General features: G+C 42.1%; 8 protein-coding genes. 3 read left to right on the forward strand and 5 right to left on the reverse strand.

The window, feature by feature from the left end:
- Positions 1–94 precede the first annotated feature (94 nt).
- The 3 genes from nagA to ACFSJE_RS16915 are packed head-to-tail and all read left to right on the forward strand — an operon-like array spanning position 95 to position 4,170.
- Positions 95–1,249, forward strand: a complete 1,155-nt coding sequence (gene nagA / locus ACFSJE_RS16905) for an N-acetylglucosamine-6-phosphate deacetylase (protein WP_379832045.1) — start codon at positions 95–97, stop codon at positions 1,247–1,249.
- A gap of 24 nt (positions 1,250–1,273) precedes the next feature.
- Complete coding sequence (locus ACFSJE_RS16910; protein ID WP_379832046.1) at positions 1,274–2,926, forward strand: UxaA family hydrolase; 1,653 nt, start codon at positions 1,274–1,276, stop codon at positions 2,924–2,926.
- Positions 2,927–2,937: 11 nt separating this feature from the next.
- Positions 2,938–4,170, forward strand: coding sequence for an Nramp family divalent metal transporter (locus ACFSJE_RS16915; protein ID WP_379832047.1), 1,233 nt, complete (start codon positions 2,938–2,940; stop codon positions 4,168–4,170).
- A 33-nt stretch (positions 4,171–4,203) separates the two neighbouring features.
- On the opposite strand, the gene ACFSJE_RS16920 is transcribed toward ACFSJE_RS16915, so the two are convergent.
- The 5 genes from ACFSJE_RS16920 to ACFSJE_RS16940 form a co-directional block, all read right to left on the reverse strand.
- A complete protein-coding gene (locus ACFSJE_RS16920; protein WP_379832048.1) occupies positions 4,204–5,625 on the reverse strand; it encodes a tagaturonate reductase in 1,422 nt (473 codons plus the stop codon).
- A 159-nt stretch (positions 5,626–5,784) separates the two neighbouring features.
- Complete coding sequence (agaR, locus tag ACFSJE_RS16925; RefSeq protein ID WP_379832049.1) at positions 5,785–6,558, reverse strand: transcriptional repressor AgaR; 774 nt, start codon at positions 6,556–6,558, stop codon at positions 5,785–5,787.
- Positions 6,559–6,782: 224 nt separating this feature from the next.
- The gene (locus ACFSJE_RS16930) at positions 6,783–9,239 is read right to left on the reverse strand and encodes a WD40/YVTN/BNR-like repeat-containing protein (RefSeq protein ID WP_379832050.1); all 2,457 of its coding nucleotides are present in this window, start codon (positions 9,237–9,239) and stop codon (positions 6,783–6,785) included.
- A gap of 43 nt (positions 9,240–9,282) precedes the next feature.
- The gene (locus ACFSJE_RS16935) at positions 9,283–11,721 is read right to left on the reverse strand and encodes a beta propeller repeat protein (protein WP_379832051.1); all 2,439 of its coding nucleotides are present in this window, start codon (positions 11,719–11,721) and stop codon (positions 9,283–9,285) included.
- 11 nt (positions 11,722–11,732) lie between these two features.
- A complete protein-coding gene (locus ACFSJE_RS16940) occupies positions 11,733–13,574 on the reverse strand; it encodes a hypothetical protein (protein WP_379832052.1) in 1,842 nt (613 codons plus the stop codon).
- Positions 13,575–13,616 lie beyond the last annotated feature (42 nt).

Consider the following 13,616-nt stretch of genomic DNA (forward strand, 5'->3'; position numbering starts at 1 on the left):
ATTAATAGCACATAGCATAACCATCATTTATTTACTCACTGCTGTATCAGCTAAATCACAGCAGAATACGGGTATCCACTCAGATAATTCTAAAATGGACACAGTATTATATTCTGATGGCAAACCAATCAAAATTGAAATTAATAATGGGAGAATAACCAAACTTGTAAGAAAACCAACCAAAAGCACAAGCTCCGAAAATGTCGTATATGTTGCCCCCGGATTCATAGACCATCAAGTCAATGGATATTTATCTCACGCCTTTGTTGGGGAGGATTTGAACGAGGAGCAAGTGGAAAAAATCACCAAAGCCTTTTGGAAAAAAGGAATCACCACCTTTTATCCTACTTTGACCACAGAGTCAAACCAAGTCTTATTACGAAACTTTGGGATTCTCAATGAAATCCTCAAGAATGGAGAATTGGCACAATCCCTTCCGGGGTTTCACTTGGAAGGCCCTTATATTTCCCCCTTGGATGGATTTAGGGGCGCCCATAACCCAGCCCACATTCGCAAACCGGATTGGGAAGAATTCAAAGCGTGGCACGGTGCATCGGGCAAAAGAATCAAGGAGGTTACCATAGCTCCAGAATGGGAGGGTTCCGCAGAATTTATAAAGAAATGCAGGGAGAACAACATCAAGGTAGCCTTGGGGCATACCAACGCCAATGCTTTACAAATCAATGAGGCTGTTGCGCTGGGAGCATCGCTCTCAACACATTTGGGCAACGGTTGTGCCAATACCATCCACAGGCACCATAACCCTATTTGGCCCCAATTGTCCAATGATGGCCTAATGACCTGTATTATTGCGGACGGACACCATTTAACAAAAGAAGAAGTACGAACATTTTATAAAGCAAAAGGGCCCGATAACATCATTTTGGTCTCTGATATCACGCGATTGGCCGGAATGCCCCCCGGACGATACAAAGACTTTGACCAAGAAGTTGTTCTAACCGAGGAAGGGGCGATTATGATGCCTTCAGAAAATGTGTTGGCCGGGGCTTCTTTTTTAATTACCCGAGGGATTGAGAACGTTATAAAATTTACCGGATGTTCGTTGGAACAAGCTGTTCACATGGTCACTTCGAATCCAGCAAAGGCCTTGGATTTGGAAGATCGTGGCGTGATCGCGGTCGGTAAGCGGGCCGACCTTGTTTATTTTACACTAGATCAGGGAAAGTTGGACATCATTAAAACCGTAGTTGGTGGCAAAGTGGTTTTTGATAAGGTAAAAATGCATTGACCTCATTATCAAAAAAACAAAGAAATGAATCAAAACTGTTTGCAAATTCACCCAAAAGACAATATTGCCGTAGCGCTACGAGATATTAAAAAATTTAGTGTCCTGCACATCAACCACATCGAGCTTGAAGTCAAAAATGACATAAGGGCCAAGCATAAGTTTGCACTCCATGATCTTAAAACTGGGGATGAAATCATCATGTATGGTGTTTTGGTAGGAGTCGCCAATCAACCCATATCCCAAGGGACGGCTATCACAGTGGACAATATTGGTCACGCAGCCGGAGATTATAAGCCCAAGCAGTCCACATTTGTGTGGAACCCCCCAAATATTAATAAGTGGAAAAATAGGGCGTTTATGGGTTACCATCGTGCAGATGGGAAAGTGGGGACTAGCAATTATTGGGTGGTAGTGCCACTTACATTTTGTGAAAACAACAACCTGGATATCATAAAAGAAGCCATACTGGAACCATTGGGTTACCTCCCCAAACGGGATTTCTTCATAAATACAAAGGCCCTTGTTGACAGCTACAAGGCTGGAAACTCCATTCAAGAATTGTTGGAAAAACCCATCATTCTGGATGCCGAAGAAATGATTGAGAACAGGGTATTCCCAAACGTTGACGGTATTAAATTTCTAAAACATGAAGGGGGCTGTGGGGGAACCCGGGAAGATGCTGAAACATTGTGCAATTTACTTGCGGGTTATATCACAAACCCCAATGTAGCAGGAGCCACTATATTAAGTTTGGGATGCCAAAATGCCCAAATATCCATGATACGGGAGGCTATCAGTAAAAGAGACCCTTCATTCTCCAAACCCATCTATATTTTGGAGCAACAGCAAAGTAAGAGTGTGGAATCTTTTATTTCGGAATCGGTCAAGAAAACCTTTATGGGGATGATTGAAGCCAATACAATAGAGCGAGAACCTGCTCCTCTAAGTAATTTGACCGTGGGGTTGGAATGCGGAGGGTCTGATGGATTTTCGGGAATATCTGCCAATCCCGCGTTGGGCTACGCCTCCGATATATTAGCCGCTTTGGGCGGGAGTCCAATTTTAGCAGAATTTCCAGAATTGCACGGTGTTGAGCAAGACCTCATAAACCGATGTGTGTCAAACAAAAGCGCCGAGAGATTTACCTCACTTATTCAGACCTACTCGGAAAAAGCTTTAAATGTTGGTTCAAGTTTCGAGAAAAACCCATCTCCCGGAAACATAAAAGATGGTCTGGTCACCGATGCAATGAAATCCGCAGGTGCAGCAAAAAAAGGGGGCACATCTCCGGTAACTGATGTGTTGGATTATACGGAACCCGTGACCAAACCGGGGTTAAATCTCCTTTGCACCCCGGGAAATGATGTTGAAAGTACTACAGCGTTGGTTGGTTCTGGTGCCAATATTATTGTTTTTACGACAGGATTAGGGACTCCAACAGGCAATCCAATTGCCCCTGTGATCAAGGTTTCAAGCAATACCAGCCTAGCTAAAAAAATGAAGGACATCATTGACATCAATGCGGGGACAATCATTAGTGGTGAAGATTCCATAGAAACAAAAGGAGAAGAAATTTTGGAATACATCATCCAAGTAGCCAGCGGAAAGCGTGTGCCAAAAGCGGTGCAACTAAACCAAAATGATTTTATCCCGTGGAAAAGAGGGATATCACTTTAAAAAACAATACAATGATTAAACAATTAAAAAGATTTATAAAAATGGTTGGCCCCGGTTTTATTATGGCCGCAGTTGTTCTAGGACCCGGGAGCATTGCAATATCTTCTAAAATAGGAGCCACAATGGGCTATAGCTTCCTTTGGGTTGTTCTCATAGCTGCCATTTTTATGATCGGCTATACCAATATGAGCACTCGATTTGGGGCATTGCACAAACAATCCATTTTAGGTCTCATTGCCGAAAAATATGGAAGATGGTTTTCCGTGGTTATTGGGATAAGCTCTTTTTTAGCTGCTTTGAGCTTCCAATTTGGTAATAATCTTGGAGCTGGCATGGGCATGGAAACCCTAACGGGAATTGAAGATGGGTATTGGCTATTCATATTCACACCATTGGCCATACTCCTAATTTTTTTCAGCAAAAATCTATACAAAGCTTTGGAAAAAATGATGATGGTCATGGTGATATTGATGATTGCCGCTTTTGCCATCAATCTTTTTTTCATCAAGCCCGACTTAACTTCCGTGGCTTCGGGGTTTGTGCCAAATAAATTTCCCATGGAAAGTTTTAACGCCCTTATAGCATTGGTTGGAACAACTTTTTCACTCAATGGAGCCTTGTACCAATCCTATTTGGTGCAAAGCAAAGGGTGGCAATTAAAGGATAAAGCCAAGGGAATACGGGATACCAATCTGGGTGTTTTTCTTTTGGCCACGATATCCATTCTGGTAATCATAACAGCTGCCGCGACTTTAAAACCCTTGGGCATTTCTGTAAATTCAGCAGCAGATATGGCCATTCAGTTGGAAGCCATTCTCGGAAGTTATGCAAAATATATATTCGCTCTGGGCTTTATTTCCGCTGCCTTTTCATCCTTAGTGGTGAATGCGGTGATCGGAGGTGGTCTTTTGTCCGATGGTCTTGGTTTGGGCAAATCCATGAACGAAAAAATGCCAAAGCTATTTACCATACTAATTCTCGTTGTTGGCATGTTCGTTGCCATTTATGTGGCCAATTATATGGGTGACCCGGTGTATTCACTGATTTTGGCCCAAGCCTCTTCCATGCTGTCCGTTCCATTGATTGCCATTGGCCTACTAATGATCATAAACAATAAGGCCGTTATGGGCAAATACAAAAACTCTCTTTTTCAAAATGTAATCGGTTTATTGGGATTCATCGTAATTTGTATTTTGGTTTATGTGATGTACAGCAGATTAACAGATTATATCAGTACTGTGTAAAATGGAAGCATGGGTGGCACCTTCCAATGCAGATTAGATGGTATGTCCACTATTAATTCTATCCAAAGCTAAAATCACTTGGGATACAATCAGATTATTTTTGGAAACATCCTTGTCCCAAAAGGCCTTGTTGGAAAGTACTTTCTTCACCATGGTTTCTGCATTGCAATCTGTATTTACCAAAGATGTGAAAAAGTCTATGACCTCATCACTATCCCTTAAGCCGATGATCTCTCCATTTAAGCTGGAAGTATATAACTTAATCAAGGCAGCAAATGCAGTACAAAGTTTGGCAGGGGCCTCATTGTTCGAGGTGGTATAATCCTCTATGCTAGGGAGCACCCTAACCTTGAACTTGGATATTGAGTTTAAGGAAATATCAGCCAATTCATGTCTAATAAAAGGGTTTTCAAAGCGCTCAATGACATCATTGGCAAATTGTTCCACTTCTTCTTTGGGCAAGTCTATGGTGGGTATTATTTCCTCGAACATCATCTCTTTCATGTATGAACCTACCTTTTCATCTTGTATTGTTTCCCGTATGGTTTGTAAACCGTTCAGTAACCCTATTGCCACCATGCAAGTGTGGGAACCGTTTAGGATTCTTACTTTTTGTAGACGGTAAGGGGTTTGATCCCCAACATACTTTACGTTTAATCCGTGCTGATCCGCCGGGAACAATTCCTGCAATTCCTTTGAGGCTTCAATGACCCATAAATGATAGGCCTCGGAAACCACGACAAAATTATCTTTATAACCGAGTTCCTTTTGTACTTCATGAATAGTATCGCTAGGAAACCCGGGGACAATCCTATCCACCAAAGTGTTACCAAAATGATTGGCGTTCTCTATCCATTTCCCAAATTCCGCGGGAAGGCTCCACAACCTGCAATAGTCCAATATTGCTGCTTTCAATTGATCTCCGTTTCGGTCAATAAGCTCACAGGGGATTATTCCAACACCCTTGGACGGGTCGCCTTGAAAGTGTTCAAATCTCTTATAGAGAAACTGGGTCAGTTTCCCGGGGAATGTTTTGGCCAAACTGTTTTCTGTTGGCTTATCGTCTTGACCAAATTCTATTCCCGCTTCTGTGGTATTTGAAATGATCAGTTCTAACTTTTCTGTGATTGCCAACACAAAAAAGGCATCCAAATCCTTAAATGGATTTACTAGTTGTTCAATACAGGAAATCATTTTTTTTTCATCAACCACCTTACCATTCAAGGTTCCTTTCATCATAAGGTGATACAACCCATCCTGCTTTTGGAGCATCTCCACCATTCCTTGTTCAATGGGCTGTACTATGGCTACCCCATAATCAAAATCAGCATTTTGATTGAGTTCATCAATCATCCAATCAACAAAGGCACGTAAAAAATTGCCTTCGCCAAACTGAACAACCCTGATAGGTAAACTGGTTTTCCTTTTAATGGTTTTATTGGTCAATTCTTGCATAGAAATTCTTTGATGTGAAAAAGAACAAGGTTATACTATTTTATAAAATAGGTTGGATTTTAAACGTAAAATCACTGAGTAATGGCTTGTATCAAAACCAAACCCGTAAAATATTTGGGGGATTATAAACGGCTCATTTGGATAATATGGGCATATGAATTAACAGACCACAACTTCAACACCTGCATTTTCAAGCGCTGCTACCTGGTCTTTGGTTATTCCACTATCCGTAACCAAGACATTAATTTTGGATATGTCACAAATAAAGGCAAGACTTCTCTTGAAAATCTTACTGGAATCTGCCAGAACAAATACTTGGTTGGACATCTCTATCATTGCGCTGTTAAAATGGGCCTCCTCTATGTTGGGGGTTGATAGACCATAATCTATGTCCAGGCCATCTACGCCTAAAAACAATTTGTCACAAAAATAATATCTTAGGCTTTTCTCGGCTGGCGTCCCAATCAATGAAAAAGATTTTTTTCTTAAAAAACCTCCTGGTATGATAACATTGATATTGTTATTCTTTACAAGCTGGTTGGCAATATTCAAAGCATTGGTTATAACAGTTAGATCCATTCTTTCGTTCAGGTTCTTAACAAGCTCCATGACCGTGGTTCCAGAATCCACCATTATGGTATCTCCTTCATTGACAAAACCAGCTGCCCTAAGCCCTATGGCTTTCTTGGCCTTTATATTGATTTTGTTTTTCTCCGAAATATTGTAATCAATGCCCACGGGATCCACCTTTATTGCACCTCCCCTGGCCCTTATTAAAACATTCTTTTTTTCCAACTGGCCCAAATCATTCCTGATAGTGACCTCGCTTACATCATAATTTTTGCTCAGATCACTTACATTGACTTTCCCACTTTGCTCAAGTTCCGTAATGATCGCCATTCTTCGTTCTACGGTAGATTTCTTTTTAGCCATGGTTATATTATTTCGTAACCTAAAAAATTGTTTTTATAACATTATGAAGGTCAGTTTTGAAAAGTATTAAAAAAATCTAATATATAATTGTTACCCTTCAAATTTTTAAGTTTTCGTTACAATTATTTTAGAGTTAGGCTAAAAAGCTTAGAGACACCCGTCCCAAAGTGATTTTTTGACGTTGGTACTCTTAGATTGCCCTTCTTTAAGCAAGATAGACATTATTATTCATAAGCGGCTTCTGGAGTAACAATATCTTCCAAGGCATTTTCGTCCCCTTGGGCCGGCCCATGCCAAATACCGCCTCCAAATGTAATTATATAGACTTTTTCGGGATCCATGGGATCTGGCTGAACGCGTTTACCCCATTTAAAGTTATATCCTTTTATTCGTTGCCATGTCTCTCCTCTATCTTCAGAACGATAGACAGAGGAATTGAAACCTGATGCATAGAGCACTCCCTTCTTTTCGTCCATAGTCAAATCATGGATATGCTGATCTTCAGTGAGCACGGGTTTCCATGTGCCACCGCCATTTGTGGACAAATAAATGCCACCACCCACATCGTTGGAAAATTCGTTGGGGCCAAATCTGCCCCATGCGGATAGAAGTAGCCTATCTGAATTGACTGGATCCACCAACAAACTGGATGGCCCATTTACATCATTTGGCAATTGTACTTTCTCCCATGATTCGGCCCCATTGGTGGATTTGTATAGACTTCCGTCCTTATCATTGCCTATACTGCCATCATCACTTTTTCTGAAAACCACCAGATACAAGTCTCCATTATTGCTTAGGGTCAACCTCCATGCTGCGGGTTGGCTCCCTTCAAAGCCCTTGTTCTTCTGGTGCCATGTTTTGCCACCATCAATTGATTTGTAAACTCCTTTTCCAAAAGCGCAGACGTAGAGTATTCTACTATTCGGATCAGAATTTGGATCCATGACCAAGTGAGTGGGTGCCATTTCTCCTATTTCCTCACTCAGAACCTCCCAAGTCTTGCCTCCATCAGTACTGCTTAAAATACCTCCTTTGTAGGTGGACATATCCCTGTTTCGCCACATTTTTGGTCGGGGGAGATCATGATTGGCACTCATCACTGCCCATACCTTATCTTTTACTTCTGGGTCAAATTGTACCCAGTACGTGGAGTTGACCCAATGTCTCGGAACTCCATTGTTATTTGTTGCACTTGACCAACTTTTTGTACCATCATGGCTTTCCATCATCCCGGTATCGGTATCGGCCATAAGCACATGCAATGAATCAAATGGATCAAATGCAAGCATGTACCCCGTGGTCACCTGTAAGCCTCTTGACCTCCATCCTGCTCCTTCAACCTTGTTGGTGTAGAGCTGTTCCCAAGTTTTCCCACCATTTTTGGTCCGTACGGTACGGCCAAAGTCCGTAGTATAACATAGGTTAGGGTCATCATCGGCAACAGCCATATGAAAAGGATTTTCTCCCCAACCGGGACCAAACCTTTCATTTAGCCAGCCTTGGTCTATGTTGGGCGTAGGTGTATTGTTGACATCCTTCCATACCAACTCCCATGTTTTTCCATAATCTGAGCTCTTAGCCACCCCGATAGCGGTTGAATCCTGACTGATTTTTAAATTGGCGTAGGATACGTAAATGTTTTCCGGATGGTAATAACTGGTGGCGATACTCCTATACTCCATATCTTTGGCGCCATCCATTTTAAAAGCTTGTAATGGAATATCAATCTGGCTCCAACTTTCCCCGCCGTTATTGGTCATGTAAATATTGGAGTTTTCCCTCGCGTTGGGATTAAAGTATGATTTTCCAGATATTGCATAGATGATATGCCGATTGGTCTGCCTATCAAAACCATCAATAACCTGTGTAATATTTTCGGCATCTTCGGGAAGTCCAACATTGACCCAAGTGCCTTTGCGTCTTGCACCTAGACCGCTTTTACCGGAGATATAAATGGTTCTATCATCTTCCGGTGATGAAGGGTCTATAAACAAATTGTTCAGGTCAAAGCGCAGTTTTTCCATGGTTTCCCATGATTCACCTCCATCATTGGAAGCCATAATGGCCATATAAAATCTTTGGTTTTTTCCGTTCGGCCAAAAGTCAACTTTTCTTTTTCTGGTCAACAGATATAGCTTTTGAGGGTTGTCCGGGTCAATGGCCAGCTTTTCAACAAGGGTCCATACGCTATCTTTTGTTATGACCTTTTCATTTGCGTGATCCCCTTGGGAAACGATATCTACAATATCTTCGGGCTTAGGAAAGATTGTCTCCCAGGATATGCCTTTGTCCTTACTTTTAAAAAGCATATTTGAAGTCCCGGTGTAAACAATGTTCTCATCCGTATAATCAAAATCATAAAACTTGGTAACACCCCTAAGATTGAACATTCGCCATTGTTTTCCTGCATCATAGGATACGAATGAACCGGTCATATCACAGCTAACGAATACATGGTCATGATCTAAAGGATTTATGGTCGGATTGAACATAGCTCCACCTCCACCAGGGCCAATATACCGCCAATGATCGTTTCTTCCATTTATGTTGGAATACAATTTAGAGGTGTCCACGCTTGTGGAATTTCCATCTTTATTTTTGCAAGAAATAAACAAGAATACCATCAACAGGGATACTAAAATTGAGGTAAGTGATAGCTTTCCAATTATTTTTTCCATACTGTTATTAAGATGTGCGTTTGTGATTTATTACTAATTAAATTTATTCTGTTTCGAGTGTGCCATGCCAAACACTTGACCCAAAGGTGGTCAGATATACCTTTTCTGGATTATTTTCATCGACCACTACCCGGTGACCCCAGTGAAAGTCATAGTTTTTTATTTTGTCCCAGGTTTTGCCATAATCATTGCTCATGTATGCCCCTCTGTTGAATGTATTGCAATACACCCTGCTTGGATGGTGACTGTCTACCGTAACGTCATAAACAAACTGATTTTCATCAAATATCCGTTTCCATGTTTCGCCACCATCTTCGGACATGAGGATGCCCCCGTCCAAATCCATCAATTCATTGCCGCCGGTCTCCCTAGCCACAGCGGCCCCAACTATATCGCTTAAAAAAGTATCTGCCCATGAACCCAGATAGAGTCTGTCCAGATTTTCAGGGTCATATGCAAGCCCATTTGGGAATTTGGTCTTTTCACCCACATCCAAGCGTTTCCAAGAAAGTGCTCCATCTGTTGATTTATATACGGCACCCATGTGCACTTCCCGTCCTACTTCACCATTGATGTGTTGAGGAGTTGGACTGGTAATCAGGTACAAGGTTCCATCTGGGAGAATGGTAATTTCAAAAGCAGCCAAGCTCCCTTCAATTCCGTTATTGTGAAGTTTCCATGTTTTGCCATCGTCCACAGATTTAAAAACCCCTTTTCCATAAGCAGCAATATACAGTGTCCTGTTCCCCACTGGAGAGTATTGATCCAATGCAATGGAAGTGGAGGGCGTATCAAAGCCCATACCTTCCACTGATGGTTCCCAGGTTGTACCGCCATCTGTGGAAACGGCGACACCTCCCCTGCCATATTCTGTCCATTTGGGGTTTCTGGTCATTTTTCCCCGTGGAAAATCATGGAGGTTTGACCAAACGGACCATAGCTTGTCCTTGACCTCTGGGTCAAATACCAACCAATAGCAGGTATTCTCCCATTCGGTGGGGATTCCTGTGGTGGACCTGGTCCAACTACGGCCTTTATTATGGGAATGGTGATATCCAATATCGGTATAGCTGATGGCGATATGGGTTGAATCAAAAGGATCAAAATGAACCCCATAACTGGTAGTCACATCCAAACCGCTGGAAATATAGCTTCCGTCATCTTGGCGTGTTGAATAAATGGATGTCCAATTCTTACCTCCATCCACTGTTTTCATACTGCGGTACCAGTCTGTGACTATGGCCAAATTTCCATTGTTCGGGGCAACTCCCACATCAATCAATCTGATGAAGTCTTTTCCAAAAGCTTCATTTACCCATGCATCTTCTAAATTTGTAACATCATTGCCATCCTTTACGCCGTACTTGCCCGAGCCTCCGCCTCCTTTCCAGACCCATTGCCAAGAATCTCCGGAATCATCCGATTTTAGCGTTCCAAACCATACGACATCAGTTCCGTCATCTTTCTTTTCCAAATAGCTGCTTGTCACCACATACACATGCTCAGCATCATTTTCGGCAGCAGCCATAGTGGAAAAGGTAGGCAATGTATTTGCCTTATTTGTGATTACATCCCCTTTGCTCTGGCGCCAAGTCTTTCCATGGTCTTTGGATATCCATAATGAGGTAGGGGCCGGTCTACCATCTCCTCTTTCAGATTCATCATTGTGCAAACCATAAAATATTGAACTGTTTCCTCCCTTTACAGTTCCTCCCGTGATCGAAAAAGCGGGCTGCATTGCATCAGGATATTCCATTGATGTAACTTGCCAAGATTTCTTGTCTATTGTATTGACCGCAGATGAGGCAAACACCAAAACTTTGTCTTTGGCCTCTCCTGTATCGGTATATATGAAATCAATCCTGTTGTTTACTTTCAATCTGTTCCAAGAAGCTCCACCATCCTGGGTATAGAAAAGATACCTGTCTAAACTAAAATAAACCTGTTTGGAGTCGTTTGGATCCACTTTAATATTCCTTATGGCGGGGTTTATGGCCCGGCCCGATTCACCCACTACATGGAACAGAGAGTTCTCCGTGGTTGTAATGGAGTATTCGGCATGGTCTCCCAAATAATTTTCCTCTACGATATCTTTTTCAAATGGATAAATCCTTTCCCAGGTTTTTCCACCATCCATTGATCTGTTGAGCGCATTTGAGCCAATGTACATCACTTGTGGATCCAAAGGATCGTAAGCGAAGGCATGAGATCCATTTGGATAGTTGATCCCATTAAAAGAGTTTCCTCCATCTTTGGTGTGATAGGCCCCGGTCATGTCACAACGAATCAGGAAATCTTTTTCATTTTCATAAGAGAACGTTGGAATGAAGGTAGATCCTCCACCTCCGGGCCCAATAAGGGTCCAATTGCTCTGCTCCTTGCCCAACGAATCTTCCTCTACGGCATTGGTGTTGGAATCTTTACATGAAAGCCAAAGAAGTACCATCAAATTGATCCCGATAAGTTTAACTTTTGTGCCCATTTACTGTTTTTCTATTTTAATAGGTTTAGTATTTCATTTCTGATTTTATCATAGTCATCCCCGCGCTGTGACCAAGCCACTGGGTCATCCTTATCCACTTCATGCATGGCCTTTGGAACGACTTTCCGTATCAATTCGCTTACTTTGGCCTTACCAATTTTTTGTTCTGCCAACCAAAGCAATTCATGGTCCTGTTGTCCTCGTCGTATGTTTTTTAACCGAATGGAAGGCAATACTTTGTTCAAACCTCGGTCCTCTTCTTTGTGATAGGGCATTCTACCTGGGTAAAACACGACACCGTCACCATTTCCATAGTTGAAGCCCCAGTTGATAAATGTGAGCGGTTCGTTGAACACACGTTGCTGCAAATTGCCTTTGGGTCCTTGGAAGTTATGTTGCCAGTGACTGCCATGCCAGATAAACCATGTATTAATGCCAAACAGATGTTTGATCCAGCCATTTACCCTAAAATCAACAGCTTCGGCCTCCAAGATTACAGAACCATAAAAGGGACGGTTTCCGTTATAGAACCAATGGTCCCCACCTCTTTCTTTCAATAATTTAAATTGTTCGTAATCCTGAATGCCCCGGTATCCATTAAAAATATCAATGACATCTTTGAGCTCTTCTTTATAGGCCGTAGTGGTGAATATAGGGAGTCTCTTTCCCGGGCCGGGATTGGATTTCACCCATTCTGCATTTTGTTTGATATAGGGATATTGCACTTCTCCCGGTTCATCAATCATGTACCAAAAGTATCGGGTATCAGGGGAGTTCTCCTCAAACCAGGTAACCCATTTATTGGATTCGGATTGAACGCTGTCCTTGGTTCTGCCCAATACCGGATTTCCATAAATACCAACGGTGAAGAGTTTTTCCCCAACCCCTTGTCCAGGGCCTTGATATCCGTTTTCGGCCGTAAAAGCAGATCCATCCAAATACGGTTTGTATTGGTTCATGGCGTCTAGGCTGAATACGCTACTGTGCACATCAAAACCTCCCACCAAATCCACACGATGTCTATGGGCCTCAAACTTCATCATTTCCATAACTTCATCATATTCCAAATCACGAAAATAATTCACCATACTGTTCTTGGATGTGAACATCCATACATTCGAATGGTTTTCGTCAGGGAGGTAAGCGTTGATCAATTCAATTTCCACGGGGAGTTTTGAGGCGGCCTTGCCATTGACCCAAACCGTAATCTCGGACGTATACACGCCAGAAGCAAAATTTCTGTCCCGTGGAAGGTACAGGTCTATCCAAAAGCCTTGGTTTTGGGTTTCTTGCCTCTCGATAACCTCGAGCCTGTGTTGCATTCTAATGGTTATCTCTCGGGTTTTGGGAACTGTTAGGGGAAACCCTCCTTTTCCCAGGGCATTTGAAGGTATCAGTGCATCTGGTATCCATCCGACCATATTTTCCGGTGCACTGTTCTCAGAGCCATAGTACCAGGCCGGCTTTGTTGGTTTTGTTACATTCAAATAGTGCTGTGAAAATAAATCAATGCTCCCTTGGGGTCCATAGGCTATTGTTCCATCACCACCAACAATGTCTCCTGAAACCGTGTTCACGGGAGGAGTCATGGAGATCTCCAAACTTTTGGCCCCCAAACTATCCAATTCCACAATGACTTGAAAGCCCAAGACTTCATTGTAAAGTCCTCTCAACTTTACTTTTTCACCATCCCAGATACTGTTGTTCTTCTCTGCGAAATGATCTGTGTTATATCTAAAAACTTTCTCTCCATCTCCCACGGCCCAAACATTCACAATTTGTGCTGAAAGTATAGGGCTCAAAGAAAGGGCCATGATTAAAAGAATCGATTTAAAAGATGCCAAAGTATTCATATCACAAGTTTTATTCAAGTTGAATGTTATGTTGTACCAATA

The organism is Flagellimonas iocasae, from assembly GCF_042682725.1.
GTDB lineage: Bacteria > Bacteroidota > Bacteroidia > Flavobacteriales > Flavobacteriaceae > Flagellimonas > Flagellimonas iocasae.

Bases quoted from the DNA above. Each gene is read 5' to 3' on its own strand.
- nagA (WP_379832045.1), top strand. From the start codon at position 95: ATGGACACAGTATTATATTCTGATGGCAAACCAATCAAAATTGAAATT.
- ACFSJE_RS16910 (WP_379832046.1), top strand. From the start codon at position 1,274: ATGAATCAAAACTGTTTGCAAATTCACCCAAAAGACAATATTGCCGTA.
- ACFSJE_RS16915 (WP_379832047.1), top strand. From the start codon at position 2,938: ATGATTAAACAATTAAAAAGATTTATAAAAATGGTTGGCCCCGGTTTT.
- ACFSJE_RS16920 (WP_379832048.1), bottom strand. From the start codon at position 5,625: ATGCAAGAATTGACCAATAAAACCATTAAAAGGAAAACCAGTTTACCT.
- agaR (WP_379832049.1), bottom strand. From the start codon at position 6,558: ATGGCTAAAAAGAAATCTACCGTAGAACGAAGAATGGCGATCATTACG.
- ACFSJE_RS16930 (WP_379832050.1), bottom strand. From the start codon at position 9,239: ATGGAAAAAATAATTGGAAAGCTATCACTTACCTCAATTTTAGTATCC.
- ACFSJE_RS16935 (WP_379832051.1), bottom strand. From the start codon at position 11,721: ATGGGCACAAAAGTTAAACTTATCGGGATCAATTTGATGGTACTTCTT.
- ACFSJE_RS16940 (WP_379832052.1), bottom strand. From the start codon at position 13,574: ATGAATACTTTGGCATCTTTTAAATCGATTCTTTTAATCATGGCCCTT.